Origin of the sequence: Microbacterium natoriense (assembly GCF_030816295.1) — a bacterium.
In the GTDB taxonomy this organism is placed as follows: Bacteria; Actinomycetota; Actinomycetes; order Actinomycetales; family Microbacteriaceae; genus Microbacterium; species Microbacterium natoriense_A.
Genome location: NZ_JAUSXV010000001.1, coordinates 3756232 through 3781400, shown reverse-complemented (window position 1 = coordinate 3781400; position 25169 = coordinate 3756232). Strand labels below are relative to the sequence as shown.

The window sequence follows — 25169 nt, the reverse complement described above, 5'->3', positions numbered from 1 at the left end:
TCTTCCGTCACGCCGACCGCACGCGTTGGATGGGGGTATGACAAGAACCAGCGGGAGACGGACGCGGGGACGATCGATCATCACGGGGGCGCTCGCCGCGGCATCCGCACTGCTGCTCACGTCCTGTACGCCGCAGGCCCCGGTCGTCTCGGCGTCCGCACCCGCTCCCGTGACGTTCGCCGACGGGCTGGACACCCCCTGGTCGATGGTGTTCTACGGCGACGCTCTGCTCGTCAGCGAACGCGACAGCGCCCGAGTGCTCGAGTTCGATGAGAACGGTGAGCGGCACGAGGTCGGAGTGATCGACGGCGTCGCGCCCGGCGGCGAGGGAGGGCTGCTCGGTCTGGCCGTGCGCGATGACGAGCTCTTCACCTACGTCACGGGCGTGGACGAGAACCGCGTGGAGCGCAGGACGATTCTCGGTGAGCCCGGCGAGCTCTCGCTGGGGGAGCCCACCAGCGTGATCGACGGCATCCCGTCCGCGTCGAACCACAACGGCGGGCGCATCGCATTCGGACCTGACGGGATGCTGTACATCACGACGGGCGACGCAGGTGAGCGCGACAGCGCGCAGGACGTCGAGGCGCTGTCGGGCAAGATCCTGCGTCTCACCGCCGAGGGAGGCATCCCGGCAGACAATCCCTTCCCGGATTCGCCGGTGTACAGCTACGGCCATCGCAACCCGCAGGGCATCGGGTGGGATGCCGAAGGCATGATGTACGCGAGCGAGTTCGGGCAGGACACCTGGGACGAGCTCAACGTCATCGAACCGGGCGGCAACTACGGCTGGCCGGAGGTCGAAGGGACCGCCGGCGATGGCGACTTCATCGATCCCGTGCAGCAGTGGCGACCCTCTGAGGCGAGCCCGAGCGGAATCGCGGTGACCGGTTCGGACATCCTGATCGCGAACCTCCGCGGAGAGCGGCTGCGTCGCGTGCCGCTCGACGATCTCGCGTCGAGCACCGAGGACTACTTCGGCCGATTCGGGCGGCTGCGAGACGTCTTGGTCGCGGAGGGCGCGGTCTGGATGCTGACGAACAACACGGATGGCCGCGGAGATCCGGGCGATGGCGACGATCGGATCATCCTCATCCCGATGGACTGAGGCGGCGCATCCGGTCGTCGATCACGTCCCGCAATAGGTGATGTGGCGCGCGGCTCCCTCAGGGGCGGGCAGGGCGAAGCGCCGGTACTCGCCGCCGGTCCGTTCGGTGTACGGATCGCGGAGCGTATCGAGCAGCTGCTCGAAGGGCTCGAGGTCGCCTGCGGTGGCGGCCTCGAGGGTTTCCTCGACGATGTGGTTGCGGGGAACGTAGACGGGGTTGGCCGCCCGGATGAGGTCGGCATCGGGATCGAGGGACGACCAGCGGATCAGCCATCCGTCGAGCTCTGCGACGGGGCCGAGGAAGCGGGAGCGCAGCGGCCTTTCGTCGCCGTCCGCGGCGGCCGCCAGGTCGCGCCAGAACCCGGTGAAGTCGACGGCATGCTCGGCGAGCAGCGCGAGCGCGTCGTCCGCGAGATCCGACGCGACAGCGGGGGAGACCCGGTGATCGAGACCGAGCTTCGCGTGGAACGCCCGCCCACGATGAACGCGGTAGCGCGCGTCGAACGACGCGACGATCTCCTGAGCGATCCGCTCGCCGGCATCCGCATCATCGGCGAGCAGCGGCGCGAACGCGTCGCCCAATCGCTCGAGGTTCCAACGCATGATGGCGGGTTGCTGATCGTACGCATATCGGCCGAACCGGTCGATCGAGCTGAAGTGCGCCCCCGGTTCGTATTCGTCGAGGAACGCGCAAGGGCCGTAGTCGATGGTCTCCGCCGAGACGAGCACGTTGTCGGTGCTGAGCACGCCGTGCACGAACCCGAGGCTCATCCAGTCGGCCGTCAGAGCAGCCACGGCCTCGACGATGCCGTCGAGGAGAGACCGATGCGGATGCTCGGCGGACGCCGCGTGCGGGTGGTGGCGGGTGATCGTGTGATCGGCGAGGCGGCGCAGCAGCGTGGGGTCGTCGTGCGCGCGGGCGTACTCGAAGGAGCCGAAGCGGATGTGGCTCGCCGCTGTGCGTGCGAGGACCGCTCCCGGCGCCACGACCCCGTCGAGCTCGCGTGGCGCGCCGGTCGCGACCACGGCCAGCGCGCGGGTCGTGGGGACCCGGAGAGCGTGCATCGCCTCGCCCATCAGATACTCGCGGAGCATCGGCGCCACAGTGGCGAAGCCGTCCACCCGCGACATCGACGTGGGGCCGATGCCTTTCAGATGCACGTCGCGCAGACGCCCCTGGCGGTCGCGACGCTCGCCGAGGAGCGCGGCGCGGCCGTCGCCGAGGATCGGCTTGTACACACCCCACTGGTGCCCCGCGTACACCTGCGCGACCGGCGTCGATCCCGGATCGTACGCCTCGCCGGTGAGGAAGCGCATGCCTGCATCCGATCGCAGGTACTCCGCAGCGAGACCCAGCTCACGCGCGATCTCCTCGTTCAGGGTCAACAGCCGCGGTCGCGGGGTGTGCGCCGACGCGACCGGCCGTGAGAGCTCGGGCAGCGTGCTCGCCCACACTCGCTCGAGCAGCGGCGGAGACTGCCCTTCGAGCGCAGGGCTCCGGGCGATCCACTCCGTCACCGCGGCCCCGCCGCTCATGCCGAGGGCAGTCCGCGGGAAGACAGGATGCTGCGCAGCCGTTCACGCCCGTGCAGCGCTGATCGACTGCGCACGCGGGCGACCACCGCATCGAGCCAGCTCCCTGTCCGCCCCTGCGACTCGTTGAAGACCCGAAGGGCGTCGTCGTAGTCGGCGAGGTCGTCGACGGATGCCGGGGAGTACCGCTCGTCGTGGCGGACCACCGACTGCGGGAGGCGGGGCTTGACCCGCGCCGGGTTCGCAGGATCAGGCCAGCCGACCGCGACGCCGACGACCGGGTAGGACGCGTCCGGCAGCTCCAGCAGCGCGGAGAGCTCGTCGGGGCGGTTGCGCACCGCGCCGACGAAGACGGCGCCGAGACCGAGCGACTCGGCGGCCACGACCGCGTTCTGCGCCGCGATCGCGGCGTCGATGGTCGCGACGAGTGTGCTGTCGAAGTAGTCGATGCCCTCGGACGCCTCGCCGCGGCTGCGCGAGATCGCCGCTCCCCGGGCCCAGTCGGCGACGAACACGAGGAAGAGCGGCGCCTCACGGATGAACTGCTGATCGCCGGCCAGCGCGGCCACCGCGCTCTTTTGGGCCTCGTCGCGGACGACCACCACGCTCCACGACTGCAGGTTCGACGAGGTCGACGCCGACTGCGACGCCGCGATCAGAGTGTCGACGATCGCCGGTGACACGAGACGCCGCTCGAACGCGCGCACCGAATGGTGGGCCAGTAGACCCCGGATCGTGCCGGAGTCGTCGAGGTGCAGCGCTTCGTCATCCGCGTCGACGCCGTAGCGGTCGCGCAGCAGGGTCCCCGTGCCGATCACATCTGCCATGCGACGAGTCTCGCCCCTGGGGGTGGCACGGTGGGCCGTCGTGCAACCTGGCGACATGCGACGCAATGAACGATCGTCGAAGACGCTCCGAGACGCGGGATGACGATCCGCGTCATCGCGTGTCATCCGCTCTCCTCGCCGCGGTTACCGTGAGGGAGCGCCGGGCGCCCGCGCGGCCAGAAATCCTGAGGAGAGCACGTGTCCGACTACTTCGATCGCGCCGCAGACAAGACCTTCACCCGCGTCTACAAGAACGAGACGCCCGACATCCTCGCCGCGTTCGCCGCCTTCGATCAGGCCGTGTTCGCCACGGAGGGCCGGGAGATCCCGCTGAAGTACCGTGAGCTGATCGCGCTGGCCGTCGGGATCACGACCCAGTGCGTGTACTGCATCGACGGTCACTCTCAGAACGCCGTGCGAGCAGGAGCCACGGAAGCCGAGCTCGCCGAGGCGGCCTGGGTGGCCACGGCGATCCGAGCGGGAGGCGGCTACGCGCACGGCCGGCTCGCCTTCAAGCTCGCGGGCGACGCGCGCGCAGAGCACCAGCACTGAGTCCCGAGATGACCACTCCTCTCGAAGACGAGGCCCTCGACTTCATCCGAGCGCTCATCCGCATCGACAGTGTGAACACGGGCGAGGCCGCCACGATCGGCGACGGCGAGACCCGCGCTGCGCTGTTCGTGAAGGAGATGCTGGAGGAGGTCGGCTACCGCGTCGAACTCGTCGAGCCGCAGGCAGGCCGGGCGAGCGTGGTCGCACGGCTGGCAGGGTCGGATCCGGATGCCGGTGCCCTGGTCGTGCACGCGCATCTCGATGTCGTGCCTGTGGCGGAGGCCGACTGGACCCACCCGCCGTTCGGCGCCGAGATCCACGACGGCGTCCTGTACGGGCGGGGCGCGGTCGACATGAAGAACTATGCGGGCACGATCCTCGCGATCGCCCGCGAGTACCGGAGACAGGGCATCGTGCCCCGACGGGACCTCATCTTCGCGTTCTTCGCCGACGAGGAAGCCGGGGGAGTGTGGGGCGCGCGCTGGATCGTCCGCAACCGTCCCGAGCTGTTCGCCGGTGCGACCGAGGCCATCAGCGAGGTCGGCGGCTTCTCGGTTCCGCTCGCCGACGACCGCCGTGCCTACCTCGTCGCGACGGCGGAGAAGGGCGTGACCTGGGCCACGATCACGGCTCGGGGTCATGCCGCGCACGGCTCGCGGCCGACCCCCGACAACGCCGTCGTGCGCCTCGCTCGTGCGGTGACGGCGGTGGGGGAGCACGAGTTCCCCGTCGTGCGCACTCCCGCCCTGAACCGCTTCCTCGACGTGTTCGGGCGACACCGCGGCATCCGCTTCTCCGCAGCCGACCTCGACGCCGAGCTCGAGACCCTCGGTTTCGTCGCGTCTCTGGTCGGCGCCTCGGCGCGCAACACGGTCTCACCCACCGTGCTCGCCGCGGGCGGCAAGACCAACGTGATCCCCGCCGAGGCGATCGCGCGCCTCGATATCCGGGTGCTCCCGGGGGCCGATGCCGCGCTCCACGAGGAGCTGGCGGGGATCGTCGGCGACGACGTCGAGATCGCCTGGGGGCGTCCGGTTCCCGCGATCGAATCGCCCCTGGACGCACCGTTGCTCGATGTCCTCCAGGACGCGATCACGGCGGAGGATCCCGGCGGTCTCGTCGTTCCGTATCTGCTGCCCGCGAGCACCGACAACAAGCACCTCGCTCAGCTCGGCATCCGCGGCTACGGGTTCGTGCCCCTGCGCGTGCCCGATGACTTCGACGTGTTCGGCGAGTTCCACGCCGCCGACGAGCGCATCCCCGTCGACGCCCTGTACTTCTCGGTCAGGGTGACCGACCAGATCCTCCGGAACGCCTGACCGCTCGCCTCGTCGTGTTACGGGGCGAGCCTCTCGGTTACGGCGTGCGTCGGCCGGTTGCGACGTGTGAATCGCGGCTGGGACGGGCGGCGCGGATGACCCTAGCTTGGCTTCACGCGGCGCACCGGGCGCTGCGGGGAACACGAGGATCATCATGACTGACACCGCCGCTCCGCCCGTCGGCGCCCCGGTCGATCCCGAGATCGACCGTCCCGTCGAGAACCGCACGAAGGTCGATCTCGGCGCCGTGACCGTGGTGCACACCCGCCACTGGTGGCGGTGGACGATCGCCGCGGTGATCGTCTTCGCCGTCGCCCAGTTCGCCTGGAGCCTCGTCACGAACGACCGTTACATGTGGGGCACGTTCGCCGAGTACTTCTTCTCCGGCCCTGTGCTGATCGGCATCGGCTACACGCTGTCGATCACGGCGGTCTCGGCGGTGGTCGGCTTCGTGCTCGGCACGATCATCGCGCTCGGGCGGCTGTCGAAGTCGGCCCTGCTGAGCTCGGCCGCGTGGGGATACATCTGGTTCTTCCGCTCGGTGCCGCTGGTCGTGCAGATCATCGTCTGGTACAACCTCGGCTACCTGTACCCGACGCTCGGACTCGGCACGCCCTTCACGACCGACTTCTGGATCGTCGAGTTCCCGACTGTGCAGCTCATCAGCGCCTTCGCGGCGGCGATCCTCGGGCTCGGCCTGCATCAGGCCGCGTACTCGGCCGAGATCATCCGCGGAGGGCTGATCTCGGTGGACCACGGCCAGCAGGAGGCCGCGGCGGCCCTCGGCATCCCGGCGGCCCGGCGGCTGTTCCGCATCATCCTCCCGCAGGCGATGCGCTCGATCATCCCGAACGCGACCAACGAGGTGATCGGCCTGGTCAAGGGGGCATCGGTCGTGTTCGTGATCGCGATCCCCGAGCTGTTCTACGCCGTGCAGGTCATCTACAACCGCAACAGCCGGGTCATCCCGCTGCTGCTCGTCGCGGTGGTCTGGTACACGATCATCACGACCATCCTCAGCGTCGCGCAGTTCTACATCGAGCGGCACTTCGCCCGCGGCTCCGTGCGTGCACTGCCGCCGACCCCGCTCCAGCAGGCTCGGCACTGGATCCGTGTGCAGTGGGCGCGGCTGGGAGACGCCCCGCCGTCAGCAGGGGGAGCGGATGCCGCGCCCGTCGTCGCCTCTGCAGGAAAGGAAGTCCGATGACCACCGTCGTCGCAGAGACCGCCACCCGCGGACTCGTCGAGATCCACAACGTCCACAAGAGCTACGGCGGGGTCGAGGTGCTGTCCGGCATCGATCTCACCGTGAGGCCCGGCGAGGTGATCGCCCTGCTCGGACCGAGCGGCTCCGGCAAGTCGACGCTGCTGCGCACCATCAACCACCTGGAGAGCGTCGACCGGGGATCGGTCACGGTCGACGGCGAGCTGATCGGCTACGAGCTCCGCGGCGAGAAGCTGCACGAACTGCACGAGCGCGAGATCCTCCGGCGGCGCACGCAGGTCGGCATCGTGTTCCAGAACTTCAACCTGTTCCCGCACCTCACGGCGCTCGAGAACGTCACCGAGGCGCCGATCGCCCTCAAGCGGCTGACAAAGGACGACGCCCGTGAGCTGGCTCTCGGCCTGCTCGACCGGGTCGGACTCGCCGACAAGGCGGACGCCTATCCGCGTCAGCTCTCCGGCGGCCAGCAGCAGCGCGTCGCGATCGCCAGGGCCCTCGCGCTCAAGCCGAAGGTGCTGCTGTTCGACGAGCCGACGAGCGCACTCGACCCCGAGCTCGTCGGAGAGGTGCTCGACGTCATCCGCGATCTCGCCCAGCTGGGCACGACGCTCATCATCGTCACCCACGAGATCGGCTTCGCCCGTGAGGTGGCCGATCGCGTGGTGTTCCTCGACGGCGGCGTGATCGTCGAACAGGGCCCGCCCGCCGAGGTCCTCACCGCTCCCCAGCATCCGCGTACCCAGGAGTTCCTGGCCAAGGTTCTGGGCTGACCCGCACGACCCGACGCGGCGCCTGACAGCAGGCGCCGCAGCACCACTCACCAAGGAGATTCACATGGCACTCAGCAAGAAGCAGGGCGTCGCGATCGGAGTGGCCGCGGCAGCGGTCATCGCGATCGTCGGCGTCGTGGCCGCCGTCACCCTCAACCGTCCGGCCGAGGCGGTCGCCGACAACGCGACGCCGACACCTGCGGCGACATCGGCCAACGTCTCGGCGGACGACATCGAATGGATCGAGGGAGACGTCGTCCCGGAAGCCGTCGAGGCGCTCAAGAAGAGCGGCTTCGAGCCGATCGAGCCGGGCAAGCTCACCGTGGCGGTCGCCGCCTACGTGCCGCCGCTCGCGTACGTGCCGGAAGGCGAGACGCTGCCCGCCGGCACCGAGCCGAACATCGGCAGCCTGATCGCAGAAGGACTCGGCCTGGAGTACAACCCGGTCGTCGTGGCCTGGGCCGACTGGCCCCTCGGCATCCAATCCGGCAAGTACGACCTGATCACCTCGAATGTGACGGTCACCGAGGAGCGCAAGGAGCTCTTCGACTTCGCGAGCTATCGGCAGGACCTGCTCGGCTTCTACGTGAAGGCCGACAGCGACATCGAGAAGATCGAGGGGGCCGCCGACATCTCGGGCCTCAAGATCGTCGTGGGCTCCGGCACCAACCAGGAGCAGGTGCTGCTGAAGTGGAACGAAGAGCTCGAGGCCGATGGCAAGGCGCCCGCCGAGCTGCAGTACTACGACGACTACGCGGCATCGGTCCTCGCCCTGCAGTCAGGTCGCGTCGACGTCACCTTCGGCCCGAACGCCACCTCCGCGTGGGCGGCGCGCGAGACCGGTGACACCAAACTCGTCGGCATCGTCCCCGGTGGCTGGCCGCTCGCGGCCAGCATCGCCGCAGGCACGGCGAAGGGCAACGGGCTGATCGAGCCGGTCAGCATCGTCCTCAACCAGCTCATCGCCGACGGCACGTACTCCGAGCTCCTCGATGCCTGGGGCCTCGACTCCGAGGGGATCGAGAAGTCCGAGGTCAACCCGCAGGGGCTGCCCAAGTCCTGAGCGGATGGTGCGGGCCGGCGTGAGGGGCGCCGGTCCGCACTGCTCTCCTCCCGCCGCCGCCTCCCCGCAACAATGCCACCGAGAAGGACACAGACATGACCGACCGCACGCCACTCAGCATCCTCGATCTCTCCCCGTTCGGCGAAGGGTCGACCCCGGGGCAGGGGCTGCGGGACACGATCGAACTCGCGCGTGCCGCCGAGCATCTCGGATATCACCGGTTCTGGCTCGCGGAGCATCACCTGAACCCCGGCGTGGCGGGGTCGGCTCCGCATGTGCTGCTCGCCGCGATCGCCGCGGCCACCGAGCGCATCCGCATCGGGACCGCAGCGACGATCATCGGCAACTACGCGGCCCTCCAGGTCGTCGAGGCTGCGGGAGTCGTCGCCGCTCTTCATCCGGGGCGCTTCGATCTCGGCATCGGACGCTCCGGTTCCAGCGGTGCCGCCGCGACGCCACCTCCCGCCGCGGGCGCAGCTCGCGTGGTCGACGGGCTGCTGCTGCCTGCGGCGAAGCCCTTCGCGTTCGACGCCGCACGCTTCACCGCTCAGGCGCGTCTGCTGCGCCGCACGGCGGGCGACGCCGACCGCTTCGAGCAGGACGTCCTCGACATCCTCGCCCTGATCGACGGCAACTATGCCGCACCCGAGGGTGTTCCGATTCACGCGACCCCGGCCGAGGGACAGGACATCCAGGTGTGGCTGCACGGCAGCACCGCCGGCATCAGCGCTGAGCTCGCCGGACGCCTCGGGCTGCCCTTCGGCGCCAATTACCATGTCGCGGGCAGCTTCGTGCTCGACGCCGTCGACGCGTACCGTCGTGCGTTCCGTCCCGGTGCGCTCGCAGAGCCGCGCGTGATCGTCTCGGCTGATGTGCTGGTCGCCGACACCGCGTCCGACGCCGAACGCATCGGGCGCGGTTACGCTGAATGGGTGCACAGCATCCGCGCCGGCCAGGGCGCCATCGCCTATCCCCGCCCCGAAGATGCGCTCGTCGAACCGTTCGAGCCCGACCTGCTCGACGTCGTCGCCGATCGCCTCGATACCCGTTTCGTCGGGGATCCGGATGCTGTCGCAGAACGGCTTGCGACGCTGCAGCGCGTGACTGCGGCCGACGAGCTGCTGGTCACCACGATCACGCACGATCCCCGCGACCGTGTGCGCTCCTTCGAGCTGCTCGCCGAGGTGTGGGGGCTCGACGCCGCAGCCGAACGGCCGCTCGAGGCGGCCCGTTCATGACGGCATCCGCTGCACCGCAGACCCTCGTCATCAGGATCGCGACGGCCGACGACTACGACGTCGCCGGACAGGTCACCGAAGAGGCGTACAGCTCGAGTTACTCCGAGCTGTCGCCGGCGTACCTGCACTCACTGCGAGACGTCGCCGCGCGGGTCGAGTCTGGAGATGTCTGGGTCGCAGAAGACGCCGCCGGCGCGATCATAGGCACGGTGTGGGTCCCGCGTCCGGGCGAACGCCTGTCGGAACTCGCGCGAGAGGGCGAACTCGACTTCCGGCAGCTCGCGGTGGCGCCGTCGGCGCGCGGCCGAGGCATCGGAGAAGCTCTCACCCGGCACGTCATCGCGCTCGCGGAGGAGCGCGGCGTCGAGCGGGTCGTGATGAACAGCGGCCCGGAGATGCTCGGCGCCCACGCGCTGTACGCCAAGCTCGGATTCCGCCGACTGCACGAGCGCGAACACCGCATCGAGGTCGAGCCGGGCCGGTTCCTCGACCTGCTGGCCTTCGGGCTGGATCTCTGAGTCGACCCTCCCTCGCACGAGCATGCTCGCGCCGGCATGGCGCCCGAGGTGCGTGTTGATGCCGCCTTTCCGGTGGGAGGCGACGATGACGCGCACCTCGGGCGTGGGCGCAGAGGGGGGACTTTGACGTCCGTTGAGCGCCCGTCCTTCGCCCGCCGAGGTGCGTGTTGGTGCCGCCTTTCCGGTGGGAGGCGACGATGACGCGCACCTCGGGGCGTGGTGGGAGGTGAGGATGTGGTGCAGCTTCGCGGGCGCCTCTGCCACGGCGCCGAGGTGCGTGTTGATGCCGCCTTTCAGGTGGCAGGCGACCAGGACACGCACCTCGGGGCGTGGGCCGAAACGCGACGACAAACGCGCACTCGGGACGACAGCTGAAGCGAGAGCTCAGATGGTGGGGGATGCCGCAGGCACGATCCCCGCGTCGGAGACGACGCCCTCGACCCTCGCCGTCGGGGTCTTCTCGCCGGCGACGACCTCGATGCGCAGGTGGTTCTCGGCCGGCGGCAGCGGGCAGGTCGCGAAGTCCGTGTACGCGCACGGCAGGTTCACCGCCCGGTTGAAGTCGATCACGGTCTCGTCGCTCTCGTCGGACACCTCGATCGTCACGGTGCGGTTCGCCTTGTAGGTCGTGACGCCGCTCGTCGCGTCGGTGAACAGCACGAACAGCGAGCCCGCGGCGTACCCGGGGAAGGCGAGCAGCCGGAACGTCTCGCCGTCGACCTCGAACTCGACGTAGCCTGGCGAGTCGTACACGTGCGCCAGCGAGTCGACCGCCGCTCCCACCTCGATCGCCCGCGGCGCGATGAACCGCACGAACCTCGCCGGTATCCGCCACTTCGGGTCGGCCGTGAAGACGCTGGTCCCGTCGTAGGAGCGCAGGAACGGGAAGTCGGCGCGACGCGGACGCAGGATGTCGAGACCGCCGCGCTTGGCGATCTCGACCACGCCTCCGTCGAACGCGACCGTTATGCCGTCGCGCTCCGCGATCGGCCCGAATCCGTGCCTTCCGCTGATCGGCGTCTCGCCGAACCGCAGCGCCTCGCCGGGCCCGAGCTCGACCACAGGCCCGTCCACCCCGGTGCTCCACAGGCCGGGCAGCCCCGGCACCCTGGTCGGCTCGTCGGTCAGCCAGAACAGGCCCGTGACGGCGAGGAAGCCGTGCGGGTCCGCGCGCTTCTTCTCGTGCGTCTGATGCCAGGCCTCCCACTCCTGAGCGAAGTCGTCGTGCGTGTCGACCTCGGCCTGCAGGGTCATCGCACGGCCTCGATTCCGGCGAGCTCGGCGTCGCGTGCGGGAACCGGAAGCCCGAGATTGTCACGCAGCGTCGTGCTCTCGTAGTCGGTGCGCAGCGAACCGCGCTCCTGCAGCAGCGGCACGACCTGGTCGACGAACTCGTCGAGACCGGCCGGCACGATATGCGATCCGATCACGACGCCATCTCCGCCGTCCTCCTGCACGAAGGCGTCGAGCTGATCGGCGATCTGCGCGGCGGTGCCGACGTACGCGGCCTTGCCCGAGACCTCGTGCGCGAGCCCGCGCAGTGTGAGGCCGCGTTCATCGGCCAGTTCCCGCCACTTCCGCACCGTCTCGAACCGATCCTGGAACACGAAGGCGCGGCCCTGGATGATGGGCGCCGCCTCCGGGTCGGGATCGATGTCGGGCAGCGGTCCGTCGGGGTCGTACGCCGACAGGTCGCGGTTCCACACCTGCTCGAACGTGACCTGGATGGTCTTGTCGGTCAGCTGCTGCTCGCGGATGTGCCGAGCCTTCTCCTCGGCATCCGTCTGAGAATCACCGAGCACGAATCCGGCGGCCGGGAGGATCTTGATCTCCTCCGGGCCTCGGCCGAACCGGGCGGCCCGCTCCTTGATATCGGCGTAGAACGCCTTGCCCTCCGCGAGAGTCGCGTAGGGCGAGAAGATGGCGTCGGCGGTGGATGCCGCGAAGTCGCGCCCCTGGGGTGAGACGCCCGCCTGCACGATGACCGGTCGGCCCTGGGGGCTGCGAGGCACCGTGAAGCGGCCGGCGATGTCGAACTGACTGCTCGTCTGCACGAATGCTCCGGCGTCGGCATCGGCGAGGAACTCGCCCGAGGCCTTGTCGGCGACGATCGCGTCCTCGGCCCACGAGTCCCACAGCCGACGGATCGTCGCGACCGTCTCCTCGGCGCGCACGTAGCGCTCGCTGTGCGGCAGGAAACCGCCACGTCGGAAGTTCGCGCCCGTGAACGCGTCGAACGAGGTGACCACGTTCCACCCCGCTCGGCCACCGGAGAGGTGGTCGAGGCTGGCGATCTGTCTGGCCAGCTCGTAGGGCTCGTTGAACGTCGCGTTCAGCGTGCCCACGAGTCCGATGTGCGAGGTGACGGCCGCGAGCGCGGCGAGAACCGGCAGGGTGTCGGGGCGGCCGGCGATGTCGTGCTCGAAGATGCGTCCGGCGCGCGCCCGCAGTGCCAGGCCCTCCGCGAGGAAGAAGTAGTCGAAGCGGCCCCGCTCGGCCGTCTGGGCCACGTGCCGGAACGTCGAGAAGTCGATCTGGCTCCCGGCATCCGGGTGCTCCCACAGGGTGTGTTCGTTGACCCCGCCGACATACGCGGCGAGGATGATCTGCTTGCGTGATCTGGTGGTCATGTCGTTCTCCTCCGGTTCGGTCAGACGGCCGCGTAGCGGCTGGGGATGTTCTCGGGCAGCCCGAGCAGGCCGCGCAGGGTGTCGGCCTCGTAGGCGTCGTGGAAGAGCCCGCGAGCACGCAGCTCCGCGCCGAGATCGCCGGCGATGCGCGGCAGATCATCGGTGAGCACGCCGGGCCGCAGGCGGACTCCGTCGTAGCCGAGGGCACCGAACTCTGCGATGACGTCGGCGAGTTCGGATGCCGAGCCGGTGAAGATCCGGGCATCGCTCGTGAGCGGTCGGCCCACGGCGTCGAGACGGCGCAGGCGGTCGGCGGCGCTCTCGCCGTCGCGCTCGTCGAGGAAGACGACGATGTCTGCGAACACCTGCAGAGGCGATCCCTCTCGGCTCACGGCTGTCGCCGCCGCGCCGACATCGTCGAGGATCGCGCGTGCGTGCGCGGCATCCGTCGGCGTGACGAAGACCACGTCGGCCGCACGCGCGGCCAGGCGGTAGGGAACCTCGGCGTGCGCGAGGGCGGCGACGACGGGCTGCCCCTGCGGCGGACGCGGCGTGATCGACGGGCCACGGACGCTGAACCACCGCCCCTCGAAGTCGATCTCGTGCACTTTGTCGGCATCCAGGAAGCGGTCGGTCGCGACATCGCGGATCTCGGCGTCGTCCTCCCAGCTGTCCCAGAGCCGACGCACGACCTCGACCGCATCGGCCGCCTCGTCGAACAACTCCGCGACGAGGACATCGAACGCCGGATCGCCCCAGGAGACTTCGGTGCCGGGGTGCTCCCGGCGGCCGAAGTGCGCGGCCTCGTCGGCACGGCCCGAGACCTTGACCTGCCAGCCGGCGCGCCCCTCGCTCGTGTAGTCGAGAGTCGCGACCGCTTTCGACACGTGGAACGGCTCGGTGTGCGTGGTCGTGACGGTGGGGATCAGACCGATGTGCGAGGTCGCCGGCGATACCCGCGCGGCGATCAGCAGCGCGTCGAGCCGGCCGCGCACCTCATCGGTGCGGTCGTCGGGGCCACTGCGCTCGGAGGACTGCAGGGCGAGGGAGTCCTCGATGGTGGCGAAATCGAGCAGGCCCTCCTCGGCGATGCGCACGAGGTCGACCCAGTAGTCGGGGCTGAACAGCTCGGCGGGCCGCGATGACGGCTCCCGCCAGGCGGCGGGGTGCCAGCCGGCGCCGTCGAGGGCGACGCCGATGCGAAGTCGTGAACTCATTGTGTGCTCCTTGGTGGGTACGGCGGTGGTCTAGGCGGCGGTGCTCACGGGGCTGCTGCTTGCGAGAGCGGATGCTGTCGGCGCCCAGCCGAGGCGGGGGAGGACGGCATGACGGATGTCGGAGAGGATCTGCCGGTAGTCCTCCAGTGCGAGGGCATAGGGCAGGGCGACTCGCAGCTCTGTGCGTCCGTCGATCGCCGGGTCGGCGAGCAGACGATCGACGATCTCGTCGGCGGTGCCGAACAGGTCGCGCTGGAAGACATGCCCGTTCACGGGCTGCGTCGTGCGCTCGTGGCGACTGTCGGCGAAGGCGGTGTATCGCTCGCGTTGATCGGCAGTCGCGCTGTCGATCGGCAGGATCACGCGTTCCACGCCGACAGCCGGCTCGCCGGGGCCCGCGAAATGCGCGTAGTAGTCGTCGATGTGCACGCGCTGCGCGGTCTCGAACGCGTCGCCGTTGTCGGCAGAGGTGATGTTGCCGAGCAGAAGCTTCAGACCCTGCTCAGCCGCCCAGCGCACCGAGCGCGCCGAGCCGCCCCCCAGCCAGACCCGTTGGCGCAGCCCCGGGATGTGCGGCTGCACGCGCGGCGTCTGCGGGCCGTAGGGGGTGTAGATGTCCTCGCCGAGCGCGCGACCCTCGAGCGCCTCGAGGAACCGGGAGATCAGCACATAGGCGTCGATGTCGCCGTCCTCCTCCAGGCGGCCGAGGTGGCGCAGCAGCGCCCCGTGCGGGGCGGACGAGCTCACCCCGACGTTGAGCCGCCCCTTCGACAGCGCGTCGACCGTGCCGAAGTCCTCGGCCAGCCGGAACGGCGTCTCGTAGCCGAGCGGTACCACCGCGGTCTCCAGGCGGATCGCCTGGGTCCGCTGGGTCGCGGCTGCGAGGAACGTGAGCGCCGACGAGACACCGCGCTCGAGGTGGCGCTGGCGGATGCCGGCGACCTGCAGGCCGATCTCCTCAGCGAACTCGAACAGCTGCAACGTCTCTTCGAGACCGGCCACCGGGTCGGCCTCGGGGTAGTTTCCGGCGAGTGTGAAACCGGCGTCGATGATCTTCTGCTCGGTCATCAGTTCGCGTCCTTCCACGCGCCCACGAGAGAATCCAGCCGGGAGTCGGCGCCGAACGACACGCCGTGCACGGAGGACTGCGTCGAGAGGATCGAGGTGAGCTCGTGCACCGGGATCTGGTAGTACTGGCTCGCGATTCGGGCCTGCGCCTCGGCGAGGATCTTGTCGCGCGCCGCCTTGTCACCCGCGGCGAGCTGGCCCTGCAGCAGCGCCTCGAGCTCGGGATCGTCGATGTTGAGCTTGGTCGTCGCCACCGAGTACTGCGTGCGCAGCACGTCTCCGTCCGCACGAGACAGGTTGCCCCAGACGATGTCGAAGTCGCCGGAGGCCTGCTTCTCGAGGAACTCGGGAACCGTGCTGCCCTCGAGCACGACGTCGATGCCGACGGCCTTGAGCTGTTGCTGGATCAGCTCGAGCGACGTCTGGTTGGGGCCGAAGTTCGTGATCCAGGCGAGGTGGAGGGTCAACGGCTGGCCGTCCTTGGTGCGGATGCCGTCGGCGCCCTCGGTCCACCCCGCCTCGTCGAGCAGCTCGGATGCGTGGTCCGGGTCGTGGGAGAAGTGCTCGCTCTCGTCAGCCCACGACGGGGTGTTCTTGGCGAGCGCGCTCGTGGCCACGTGGAAGAGGTCGTTCAGCGCGGTGTCGCGCACGACCTTCGGGTCGATGGCGGTCGAGATGGCCTCGCGCACCGCGATGTCGGACACGACGGGACGCGCGAGGTTGAACGACAGGCCGAAGCTGATGCCCGGGTTCCCTCGTGAGACCAGCGGGTACCCGGCATCATCGAGGGTCTGCACGTCGTTCGGCTGCACGCCGCCGATCACGTCGACCTGATCCGAGGTCAGGCTCCCCGTGCGCACACTCGCCTCCGGCACGATCTGGAACGTCACGGTGTCGAGGTGGGCGCGACCGTCGTTGCCGAGCGCCTCCGGCGCCCAGGCGTATTCGTCGCGTGCGGTGAGTACGGTCTCGACATCCTTCGTGTACGTGTCGAGCGTGAACGGGCCGGTGCCGACCACGGACTTCCCGTCCGCCCGTTCGGCGAAGGGCACCGCGAGGGTGGCGTCTCCGACGATTCCGAGGCCGACCGCGGCCGTCGAATTCGGGAACGCGGCATTCGGGGTGCTGAAGTCGACTTCGACCGTGTCGTCGTCGATGATCTTCGTCTCCTGGTAGCCGACGAAGCTGCTCACGGACTGGCTCAGAGCGCCTGCTGCGATGATGTCGTCGAAGGTCGCCTTGACGTTCGCCGCCGTGAACGGCGTGCCGTCAGAGAACGTGACGTCGTCGCGCAGCTCGAACGTGAACGCGGTCGCGTCGTCGTTAGCCGTGTACGAGGTCGCGAGCCACGGTTCCAGCTCGCCGGTGTCGGGGTTCTGGTAGAGCAGCGAGTCGACGAGCTGGCGGGTCACGTACCAGGTGTCGTTGCCCGAGCCGATGCCGGACGGGTTGAGCGAGATCGGGTCGTTCGCGATCGCGAACGTGAGGTCTCCGCCGTCGACGGGGGTCGCTGCGGCGTCGGAGTCGGAGGTGCCGGCTGGGGCGGCGCCGGCGCAGGCGCTGAGGACGAGTCCGGTCGTCACCGCCAGCGCGGCGACGAGGATGATGCGGGTGCGGTTCATGAAGACTCCTTGTGCGGGTGCGGGTGCGGGTGCGGGTGCGGGGGTTACAGGGCGGTCGTGAGGCGACCGGGGATCGCGTCGAGCAGAGTGCGGGTGTACTCGGCGCGCGGGTTCTGGAAGACCTCATCGGCGGTGCCCGATTCGACCAGTCGTCCGCGCTGCATCACACCGACGGTGTGCGCGATCTGGCGCACGACGGCGAGGTCGTGAGAGATGAAGAGATAGCTGAGCCCGAATTCCTGCTGGATGCCGCTCAGCAGCTCGAGGATCTGATGCTGGATCGAGACGTCGAGCGCCGAGACCGGCTCGTCGAGAACCAGGAGCTCGGGCGAGATGGCCAGCGCTCTCGCGATCGCCACACGCTGCCTCTGGCCGCCTGACAGCTCCGACGGCCTGCGCTGCAGCACCGACGACGGCAGGGCCACGACGTCGACGAGTTCCGCGGCCCGGCGTCGGCGCTGTGCGGCCGTGCCGAGTCGGTACGCCCGCAGCGGGTCGGTGATGATCGCCTCGATGCTCAGACGCGGGTTGAGAGCGGCGTACGGGTTCTGCTGCACGAGCTGGATGCGGCGGCGCAGCTGGCGGAGGGCGGACCCCCGGAGCCCAGTGACGTCGACGCCGTCGATCAGCACGGCGCCGGACGTCGGTTCGGCCAGGCGCAGCGCCAGTCGCGCGGTCGTGGTCTTGCCCGATCCGGATTCGCCGACGAGGGCCAGGGTGCGGCCCCGTTCGATCGAGAAGCTCACACCGTCCACCGCGCGCTGCACTCCGCGAGCCGCACCGGGAAGCGCGAACTCCTTCACGAGCCGCTCCACGCGCAGAACCGGATCGACGACGGAGGAGGCCAGGGCATCGAGAGCCGCCGTCTCCGCCTCGCGCTCCGCGAACGGATCGCCGGGCCGCCCCTGCAGCACGAGCGAAGACCGCCTCGCCTCGGGTGAGGGCTCGCGATGGGCTCCGGCACCGCGCGCGTTCAGGCTGGGTGCCGCGGCGATCAGCTGCCGGGTGTACGGATGCTGGGGCGTGAGCAGCACCTGCTCGGGAGTGCCCTGCTCGACGATCTCACCCTGCGACATCACGACGATGCGGTCGGCACGGTCGCCGGCGACGCCGAGATCGTGCGTGATGAGCAGCAGGCTCGAGCCGCGTTCGCGCTTGAGCTCGTCGAGGTGATCGAGGATCTGCCGCTGCACCGTGACGTCGAGCGCGCTGGTCGGCTCGTCGGCGATGATCAGTCGAGGGTCGGCGATGATGGCGATCGCGATCAGCACACGCTGACGCATTCCCCCCGAGAGCTCGTGCGGATACTGCTGCGCGCGCACGGCGGCGTCGGGCAGGCCTGCCCGCTCGAGCGCCTCGACCGCGAGCCGTGCGCTGCTGCGGCGATCGGCGAGCCCGTGCACCCGGAGAACCTCGGCGACCTGCACGCCGATGCGCTGCACCGGGTTGAGACTCACCGTCGGGTCCTGCGGCACGAACCCGATCCGTCGTCCGCGCACGGCGTGCAGCGCCGAACCCGAGGCTCGCGCGAGGTCGGCGCCCTCGAAGCGGATCGATCCGCGGGTGATGCGTGCCGCATCCGGAAGCAGCCGGATGATCGCGTGCACGGTCGTGGACTTGCCGGATCCCGATTCGCCGACGACCGCGACGGTCTCTCCTTCGCCGATCGAGAGATTCACCTCCCGCACCGCGTCGATGCTGCCGCGAGGGGTGCGGTAGGCGACCGAGAGCGAATCGATCTCGAGCAGAGGCTGCAGGGCGTTCATCGTCTGCCCGTCCCTTCGTCGTCGAGCCCTCGCGCCAGCCGGTTGGCGGCGAGCACGGTGAGGGCGATGGTGAGGCCGGGGAGCGTCGTGAGCCACCAGGCGCCTCGCAGGAAGTCGCGGCCGCCGGAGACGAGCGCTCCCCATTCGGGCGCGGGAGCAGGGGCGCCGTAGCCGAGGAAGCTCAGCGCCGACACCGCGAGGATCGCGCCGCCGAACTCGAGCACTCCGAGCACGATCACCGGCCCCGTGGAGTTCGGCAGCACGTGCCGCAGGAGCACGCGCAGCCACCCGTTGCCCGAGGCGCGTGCGGCCTCGATGTACGCGGAACTGCGCACCTTTATGACTTCGGAGCGCATGATGCGCGACACCGACGCCACACTGGCGATGCCGACCGCGATCGCCACGTTGACGGTGCCGAAGCCCAGAGCCGTGATGATCGCGAGCGACAGCAGCAGCCCGGGAATCGCGAGCAGCACGTCGGCGGCGCGCATGATGACGGCATCCGTCCTGCCGCCGGCGAAACCGCTGACGAGGCCCAGCACCGAGCCGACGACGAGGCCGACGGCCACGGCGATCGACGCCGCGCTGATGGTGAGCGAGGTGCCGTGCACGACGCGCGTGAACAGGTCGCGGCCGATCTGGTCGGTGCCGAACCAGTGCGCCGCCGACGGCCCCTGCAGGTTCTCCGCGGGCACGCCCACGAGCGGATCGCCCGGCGCGATGACGCTCGGCCAGAGCGCGGCGACGATCACGACGAGCAGCCAGAGCAGGGAGAGCGCTGCTGCCGGCCGCCGGGCGAACCAGCCGAACCTGCTCGTCCACGTCGGTCGAGCGGCGGCGCGGGATGCGCGGTCGGCGACCGCGTCCTGGAAGCGGTCGCCCGCCGTCGCACCGAATCCGTCGACCGGATGCTGTGCGGTGTGGGGCAGCAGGGCGGTGGTCTCGCTCATCGTGCTGCCTCCAGTACGGCGTCGGTGTCGAAGTCGGTGGCGGCCTCCGCGGCCACGGGGGCCTCAGCGTGCGTGGGGACGGGGGTCTGACGGCGGCGGCGCGGTGCCGCCGTCAGCTGGATGCGCGGATCGAGCAGCGGGTAGACGAGATCGACCGCGAGGTTGGCGAGAACGAAGGCGGCGGCCGCGAACAGCACGATGCCCTGCACGACGGGGATGTCCTGCTGCTGCACCGCGGATGCCGTGACCCGGCCGACGCCGGGGCGTGAGAAGACGGTCTCGGTGACGACCGTGCCGCTGAGCAGCTGACCGACGATCAGGCCGGTCATCGTGATGGCGGGGAGGGCCGCGTTGCGCAGCGCATGTCGCAGGTGCACTCGACGACGGTCGGCGCCCTTCGCCCGCGCGGTGTCGATGTAGGCCTCGCCGAGGGCTGTGGCCAGGCTCTTCGAGAGCAGCTGCGCGATCATGGCGCCGGTCGGCAGCGCGAGGGCGATCGACGGCAGGACGAGCGAGACGGCGCTCTTGTCGCCCATCGCCGGGAACAGTGGCAGCTGGAACGAGAACCACTGGATGAGCATCAGCCCGAACCAGAACGAGGGGATCGCGACGCCGAGAGGCGGCAGGCCCAGCAGGAAGGTCGAGAGTGCGCGCCCTCGCACATAGGTGGCGAGCACCGCGAGACCGGCGCCCGCGAGCACGGCGATCAGGAAGGCGAGCCCGACGAGCTGCAGAGTGGGGGAGACGGCTTCGCCGATGACCTCGGACACGGGGCGTCCGGTCGCGATCGAGGTGCCGAAGTCACCCCGGAGCACTCCGCCGAGGCGGAGGAGGTACTGCACGACGAGCGGCTTGTCGAGGCCGTACTGCGCGGTCAGCTCGGCGAGCTGCTCCGGCGTCACATCGCTCGCGTCGCCGCCGGCGAGCAGGGCCACCGGGTCGCTCGGCAGCGCATACAGCACGATGAACGACACCGTGTACGCCGCCCAGAGCACGATCAGCGACTGGCCGAGCCTCGACGCGATGTAGCGGACGATCGTCGAGCGTGATGTGGGCGTGGCGGGCATGACAGGGCTCCTTCCGTGGTTGCAGCGAGGGGGCGGCGGAATGCCGATGGGCGATGTTCTCACCGCCCCGAGGTGCCGCGGGCGCCGGTGGTCATGCGCTGACGCGCGTGGTCAAAGACCGACGCCGATCGTTACGCGCCGACGTGTTCGGTCATGAGGCGACACAGTCGGCTGTTGGCGGCCCCTGACCCGACGGTGTGCTCCTAACGTGGGGACACCCATCTCGACACTCGATGAAACGGAACGATCCCATGTCGCACACGGCACCAGGAGACGACGTCCTCGACAACCCCGCGTGGCATGCGCTCACGGGGCCGCACTCGTCTTTCGCGATCGGCGACGACCTCGTTCGGCGCTACCCCTCGGAGGTCGCGCCGTTCGTCGCGGTCCGCACCTGGGAGCACCCGAGGGTGTGGCAGGCGCTCACCGAACTCGTCGGTCCGGGTGAGGAGATCGGGATATCAGGTGCGGACCCGGATCTTCCCGAGGGGTGGCAGGAGCTCGGTCGTGGTGCGGGCGTGCAGCTCGTGCAGACGGATGCTCTGCGCCCTCGGCCCGACGAGGAGGCGGTGCTGCTGGGCGCCGATGACGTGCCCGAGATGCTCGCGCTGGTGGAGCGCAACCAGCCGGGGCCGTTCCGCCCTCGTACGCACGAGCTCGGTCGCTACGTCGGCATCCGCCGCGAGGGGCGACTGATCGCGATGGCGGGGGAGCGGCTGCATCCGGAGGGATGGACCGAGATCAGCGCGGTCGCCACGGATGCCGAGCACCGCGGGCAGGGCATCGCTTCGAGGCTCGTGCTCGACGTGGCCTTCCACATCCAGCAGCGCGGCGACCGCGCCCTGCTGCACGCGGCGGCGGCGAACATCGGTGCGATCCGCGTGTACGAGCGTCTCGGTTTCACCCTCCGTCGGCACACCACCTTCCTCGCGGTGCGCACGCCCGTCGACGACCGCGTGCTCGCGGGCTGACAAGACCCTCGCGGGACATGCGTCCTCGTGATCGAAAGGAACCACAGATGACTGAGAAGGTGCACATCGCCGTCGCGCTCGACGGAGCGGGCTGGCACCCTGCCGCATGGCGCGAGCCCACGGCGAGGCCGACCGAGCTCACGACGGCGGGATACTGGCGAGACCTGGTGCGCGCGGCCGACGACGCCGGGGTCGTGTTCGCGACGATCGAAGACGCGCTCACGCTCGAGGGGCGGACCGCAGAGGCAGATGCCGGCATCCGCCGCGACCGCGTGCGCGGACGGCTCGACGCACTGCTCGTCGCGTCGTTCCTCGCGCCGCTCACCCGTCGGATCGGGCTGATCCCCACGGTGACCACGACGCATCCCGAGCCGTTCCACCTGGCGACGGGCCTCCAGACCCTCGATCACGCGAGCCTCGGACGGGCCGGTGCCCGCATCGTCGCCGGTTCCTCTCCGCAGGAGCGGGCGAACTTCGGCCGGCGAGGCGACGGACCCGTCGGGTTCCCCGCCTCCGGCCACGTCGAGGACGACCCCGCGTGGCAGGCGGCGTTCCGCGAGGCTGGAGAGGTCGTCGACGCGATCCGTCGCCTGGCCGACTCCTGGGAGGACGACGCGATCATCCGCGACGTCGAGTCGGGCCGGTTCCTCGATCGGGAACGGGTGCACAACGCCGATTTCGAGGGGGAGTTCTTCTCGATCACCGGCGCCTCTATCGTGCCGCGCTCGCCGCAGGGTCAGCCCCTGATCACCGCCCTGGCACATCAGAGCATCCCGCACCGGTTCGCCGCGGAGCACGCGGACGTGGTGTTCATCACCCCTGGCGGCGCCGAGGAGGCGGCGGTGATCGTCGCCGAGGTCGAGCAGGCCGCCGCCGAGGTGCGTGACGAACCAGAGAGGCTGCGCGTGTTCGCCGACCTTCTCGTGCTGATCGAGGCGACTGAAGCGGCCGCCGTCGAGGCCTGGGATCGCCTGGAGGAACGGGCGCCGATCGCCACCGATGCCCACATCGCCATCGGCACGGCGGCCACGATCATCGACGAGATCCGCACCCTCGCCGCGGCCGGAGTCGACGGCATCCGCCTGCGCCCGGCTCGCCTGCCGGCCGATCTCACCGCGATCACCGAGCAGGTGATCCCGGTGGCGCGCGCCGCCGGCATCCTGCACGACGACGATGCCTCGCCCACTCTGCGGCAGCGTCTGGGCCTGCCGCTCCGGTCCAGTCGCTTCGCCGCACAGGAGGTCTCCGCATGAGCCGTCGCATCCACCTCGCCGCGCACTTCCCCGGCGTGAACAACACCACCGTATGGACCGACCCCACGGCAGGCAGCCAGATCGACTTCTCGTCGTTCGAGTACTTCGCACGCAACGCCGAGCGGGGGCTGTTCGACTATCTGTTCCTGGCGGAGGGCCTGCGCCTCCGCGAGCACCGCGGCCGCATCCACGATCTCGACGTGCTCGGGCGCCCGAACACGCTGGCGATCCTCGCCGCGCTGGCCGCGGTCACAGAGAACATCGGGCTCGTCGGCACGCTGAGCACGACCTTCAACGAGCCCTATGAGCTCGCCCGCCAACTCGCGACCCTCGACCACCTCTCGAACGGCCGTGCCGGGTGGAACGCCGTGACCAGCTCCGACGCGTTCCACGGGGCGAACTTCCGCCGCGGCGGGTTCCTCGACCACGGCGACCGCTACCGCAGGGCCGCCGAGTTCGCCGAGCTGTCGAAGCGGCTGTGGGCGTCGTGGCGTGACGATGCGATCCTCGCGGATGCCGACACCGGAGAGTTCCTGCGCCGGGACGCGATCGAGCAGGTCGCGCACCGCAGCGACCTGTTCGACATCGACGCGCGGTTCGACGTGCCGCGATCGCCGCAGCATCGCCCGCTCATCGTGCAGGCCGGCGACTCGGCCGACGGCCGCGACTTCGCCACCGCGCACGCCGACGTGATCTTCTCGCTGCACACCGAGTTCGAGGATGCGCAGGAGTTCTATCGCGATGTGAAGGGACGCCTCGCTGCGGTCGGGCGTCAGGAGGACGACCTCAAGATCCTCCCCGCGGCGTCGTTCGTGCTCGGAGACACTCTGGAGGAAGCGCGCGAGCGCTCGCGCGAGATCGCTCTCGCCCAGGTGCGCCCGGAGACGGCGATCACCTACCTCGAGCAGGTCTGGAACCGCGACTTCAGCGGCTACGATCCCGACGGACCGTTGCCCGACGTCGAGCCCGACACCGGGGCCGAGTCGGCGCAGGGCTTCGCGAACCGGCACGCGGCGGTGCGCAGCCGGATCGCCAAGCTCCGCGAGGTCGCCGAAGCCGAGAAGCTCAGCATCCGCGATCTCATCATCCGGCTCACCGCGAACCACACCTTCGTCGGCACGCCTGACCAGGTCGCCGCCGACATCGACCGCTATGTGCAGGAACGGGCGACCGACGGGTTCACTGTCGTCGGCCACCTCACTCCGCACGGTCTCGACGAGTTCACCGACCGGGTCATCCCGCTGCTGCAGGAACGCGGAACGTACCGCACGTCGTACGAGGAGGGTGCCACGCTGCGCGAGACGCTCGGCGTGGCAGGGCAGCCGGTCGCCGTCGAGGCCTAGTCCTGGAGCGCCTTCTCGATCGCGGTCTCCAGGTCGCCCCACGCGGTGAGCTCGAGCAGCTCCCCGTCGATGAAGAACGACGGGGTGCTCTGCACGCCGAGGGCCTCTCCGTCGGATTTGTCGGAGAGGACGCGCTCGAGCGTGGCCGGATCCGCGATCGCCGCGTCGTAGGCGGGCATGTCGAGACCGAGGTCCTCGGCGAGCGTCCGGAACACCTCGGGTGTCTCGGTCGGCTGCCCGCTCCACTGCTGCTGCGTCTCGAACAGGGTGCGGTACATGTCCTCGAAGCGATCCTGCTGAGCCGCGGCCTCCGCAGCGAGCGCGGCTTGGGTGGAGTTGATGTGGCCGGGCAGCGGGAAGTAGCGCACGACGTACGTGATGTCGCCGTCGTGCTTCTCGCGCAGGTCCTCCACGATCGGGAAGAACTGCCCGCACGACGGGCACTCGAAGTCGAGGAACTCGACGAGGGTGACCGCATCCGCTCCTCCCTCGTCGAGGACGTGCGAATCGGGACGGACGGTTTCGCCGTCTCCGGTGGGCTTCTGGGCTTGCTGGTTCATGGCGTAGACGATGGCGGCGAGGGCGAGCAGGACGATGACGGCGATGGTGATGATGACGGCTTTGAACGAGGTCTTCATGGGGTCTCCAGACACAGGGGTGAGTGAATCGGGGCAGCGCGGAGCGCCCGGAATCAGGTCCGTGAGAGGGAGAGCTGCGCGAGAGTGAGGGCAGGCGGGAACGTCGTGGGGCCGGCGCGAGGAGAAGCGGATGCGACGGCGTTCCGTCCGAGGCAGAACGCCGTCCGCGGGCTGAGCAGCCGCAGCGCGACCAGCACCAGCAGGAAGACGACGAGCGCGCAGATGCCGACGAGGCCCGCGTCCGGCATGGCGGTGTCGGTCGCCGCGATCTCCTGATGATCGGAGACCGAACTCGCCGAGACGCCCGACGCCAGGCAGAGGGCGGAACCTGCGCGGCTCTCGCCATGGGAGTTCGACCAGGCTCCCACGAGGAGCAGCACGGCGAGGCCGAGAGCGATGGCGACCCTGACGATCAGCATCCGCTCGGTCCGGTGCGAGAGCTGCGGGCGAGGCATGATCCGCGCAGTCTAACAACGCGGGGTACGCGGTCCCCG

Annotated in this window: 23 protein-coding genes; 11 read left to right on the top strand and 12 right to left on the bottom strand. The window is 69.9% G+C overall.

Annotated elements, in window-relative coordinates; translation table 11 throughout:
- Positions 1-37: 37 nt before the first annotated feature.
- On the top strand, positions 38-1105 hold the full coding sequence (locus tag QFZ53_RS17985; RefSeq protein ID WP_307298681.1) for a PQQ-dependent sugar dehydrogenase: 1068 nt from the start codon (positions 38-40) through the stop codon (positions 1103-1105).
- 21 nt (positions 1106-1126) lie between these two features.
- Here QFZ53_RS17985 and QFZ53_RS17980 read toward each other — a convergent pair whose 3' ends face one another.
- Together QFZ53_RS17980 and QFZ53_RS17975 are read right to left on the bottom strand one after the other, a co-directional pair.
- Positions 1127-2641: a protein adenylyltransferase SelO gene (locus QFZ53_RS17980; protein WP_307298679.1), complete on the bottom strand. Its 1515-nt coding sequence runs from the start codon at positions 2639-2641 to the stop codon at positions 1127-1129.
- Positions 2638-3465, bottom strand: a complete 828-nt coding sequence (locus tag QFZ53_RS17975) for a nitroreductase family protein (RefSeq protein WP_307298677.1) — start codon at positions 3463-3465, stop codon at positions 2638-2640. The genes QFZ53_RS17980 and QFZ53_RS17975 overlap by 4 nt, the downstream gene beginning before the upstream one ends.
- 198 nt (positions 3466-3663) lie before the next feature.
- On the opposite strand from QFZ53_RS17975, the gene QFZ53_RS17970 reads away from it, so the two are divergent.
- The 7 genes from QFZ53_RS17970 to QFZ53_RS17940 all read left to right on the top strand — a co-directional run bounded on the left by QFZ53_RS17970 (position 3664) and on the right by QFZ53_RS17940 (position 10150).
- A complete protein-coding gene (locus QFZ53_RS17970; protein ID WP_045256266.1) occupies positions 3664-4017 on the top strand; it encodes a carboxymuconolactone decarboxylase family protein in 354 nt (117 codons plus the stop codon).
- 8 nt (positions 4018-4025) lie between these two features.
- Positions 4026-5336, top strand: a complete 1311-nt coding sequence (locus tag QFZ53_RS17965; protein WP_307298675.1) for a M20/M25/M40 family metallo-hydrolase — start codon at positions 4026-4028, stop codon at positions 5334-5336.
- A 154-nt stretch (positions 5337-5490) separates the two neighbouring features.
- On the top strand, positions 5491-6543 hold the full coding sequence (locus QFZ53_RS17960) for an amino acid ABC transporter permease (RefSeq protein WP_292908668.1): 1053 nt from the start codon (positions 5491-5493) through the stop codon (positions 6541-6543).
- Positions 6540-7331 carry an amino acid ABC transporter ATP-binding protein gene (locus QFZ53_RS17955; protein ID WP_045256264.1) on the top strand — a complete coding sequence of 264 codons (792 nt, stop codon included), beginning with the start codon at positions 6540-6542 and terminating at the stop codon, positions 7329-7331. The genes QFZ53_RS17960 and QFZ53_RS17955 overlap by 4 nt, the downstream gene beginning before the upstream one ends.
- Positions 7332-7395: 64 nt before the next feature.
- Complete coding sequence (locus QFZ53_RS17950; protein ID WP_307298672.1) at positions 7396-8394, top strand: ABC transporter substrate-binding protein; 999 nt, start codon at positions 7396-7398, stop codon at positions 8392-8394.
- 95 nt (positions 8395-8489) lie between these two features.
- Positions 8490-9632, top strand: coding sequence for an LLM class flavin-dependent oxidoreductase (locus tag QFZ53_RS17945; protein WP_307298670.1), 1143 nt, complete (start codon positions 8490-8492; stop codon positions 9630-9632).
- Positions 9629-10150, top strand: a complete 522-nt coding sequence (locus tag QFZ53_RS17940) for a GNAT family N-acetyltransferase (RefSeq protein ID WP_292908660.1) — start codon at positions 9629-9631, stop codon at positions 10148-10150. The genes QFZ53_RS17945 and QFZ53_RS17940 overlap by 4 nt, the downstream gene beginning before the upstream one ends.
- A 384-nt stretch (positions 10151-10534) precedes the next feature.
- Here QFZ53_RS17940 and QFZ53_RS17935 read toward each other — a convergent pair whose 3' ends face one another.
- The 8 genes from QFZ53_RS17935 to QFZ53_RS17900 are packed head-to-tail and all read right to left on the bottom strand — an operon-like array spanning position 10535 to position 20470.
- Entirely contained in the window at positions 10535-11404 is an 870-nt protein-coding gene (locus QFZ53_RS17935) for a DUF1684 domain-containing protein (RefSeq protein WP_307298668.1), read from the bottom strand.
- Positions 11401-12780 carry an NtaA/DmoA family FMN-dependent monooxygenase gene (locus QFZ53_RS17930; protein ID WP_307298666.1) on the bottom strand — a complete coding sequence of 460 codons (1380 nt, stop codon included), beginning with the start codon at positions 12778-12780 and terminating at the stop codon, positions 11401-11403. Before QFZ53_RS17930 ends, QFZ53_RS17935 begins: the two co-directional genes overlap by 4 nt.
- Before the next feature lie 20 nt (positions 12781-12800).
- Complete coding sequence (locus tag QFZ53_RS17925; RefSeq protein ID WP_307298664.1) at positions 12801-13997, bottom strand: LLM class flavin-dependent oxidoreductase; 1197 nt, start codon at positions 13995-13997, stop codon at positions 12801-12803.
- Positions 13998-14027: 30 nt separating this feature from the next.
- The gene (locus QFZ53_RS17920) at positions 14028-15065 is read right to left on the bottom strand and encodes an LLM class flavin-dependent oxidoreductase (RefSeq protein WP_307298662.1); all 1038 of its coding nucleotides are present in this window, start codon (positions 15063-15065) and stop codon (positions 14028-14030) included.
- Positions 15065-16687: an ABC transporter substrate-binding protein gene (locus QFZ53_RS17915; protein WP_307298660.1), complete on the bottom strand. Its 1623-nt coding sequence runs from the start codon at positions 16685-16687 to the stop codon at positions 15065-15067. Before QFZ53_RS17915 ends, QFZ53_RS17920 begins: the two co-directional genes overlap by 1 nt.
- 44 nt (positions 16688-16731) lie before the next feature.
- Positions 16732-18453, bottom strand: a complete 1722-nt coding sequence (locus tag QFZ53_RS17910) for a dipeptide ABC transporter ATP-binding protein (RefSeq protein ID WP_307298658.1) — start codon at positions 18451-18453, stop codon at positions 16732-16734.
- Positions 18450-19403 carry an ABC transporter permease gene (locus QFZ53_RS17905; RefSeq protein WP_307298656.1) on the bottom strand — a complete coding sequence of 318 codons (954 nt, stop codon included), beginning with the start codon at positions 19401-19403 and terminating at the stop codon, positions 18450-18452. Before QFZ53_RS17905 ends, QFZ53_RS17910 begins: the two co-directional genes overlap by 4 nt.
- Positions 19400-20470: an ABC transporter permease gene (locus QFZ53_RS17900; protein WP_307298654.1), complete on the bottom strand. Its 1071-nt coding sequence runs from the start codon at positions 20468-20470 to the stop codon at positions 19400-19402. Before QFZ53_RS17900 ends, QFZ53_RS17905 begins: the two co-directional genes overlap by 4 nt.
- Positions 20471-20721: 251 nt before the next feature.
- Between QFZ53_RS17900 and QFZ53_RS17895 the strand changes: the two genes are divergently transcribed.
- Genes QFZ53_RS17895 through QFZ53_RS17885 form a run of 3 tightly spaced genes read left to right on the top strand, consistent with a single transcriptional unit; the run spans position 20722 to position 24037 of the window.
- A complete protein-coding gene (locus QFZ53_RS17895; protein WP_307298653.1) occupies positions 20722-21441 on the top strand; it encodes a GNAT family N-acetyltransferase in 720 nt (239 codons plus the stop codon).
- Between the two features lie 47 nt (positions 21442-21488).
- The gene (locus tag QFZ53_RS17890; RefSeq protein WP_307298651.1) at positions 21489-22694 is read left to right on the top strand and encodes an LLM class flavin-dependent oxidoreductase; all 1206 of its coding nucleotides are present in this window, start codon (positions 21489-21491) and stop codon (positions 22692-22694) included.
- Positions 22691-24037, top strand: coding sequence for an NtaA/DmoA family FMN-dependent monooxygenase (locus QFZ53_RS17885; RefSeq protein WP_307298649.1), 1347 nt, complete (start codon positions 22691-22693; stop codon positions 24035-24037). The genes QFZ53_RS17890 and QFZ53_RS17885 overlap by 4 nt, the downstream gene beginning before the upstream one ends.
- On the opposite strand, the gene QFZ53_RS17880 is transcribed toward QFZ53_RS17885, so the two are convergent.
- Both QFZ53_RS17880 and QFZ53_RS17875 read right to left on the bottom strand, forming a co-directional pair.
- Positions 24034-24690, bottom strand: coding sequence for a DsbA family protein (locus QFZ53_RS17880; protein WP_307298648.1), 657 nt, complete (start codon positions 24688-24690; stop codon positions 24034-24036). The genes QFZ53_RS17885 and QFZ53_RS17880 overlap by 4 nt on opposite strands.
- A gap of 38 nt (positions 24691-24728) precedes the next feature.
- Positions 24729-25130: a hypothetical protein gene (locus QFZ53_RS17875; RefSeq protein WP_307298647.1), complete on the bottom strand. Its 402-nt coding sequence runs from the start codon at positions 25128-25130 to the stop codon at positions 24729-24731.
- Positions 25131-25169: the final 39 nt, after the last annotated feature.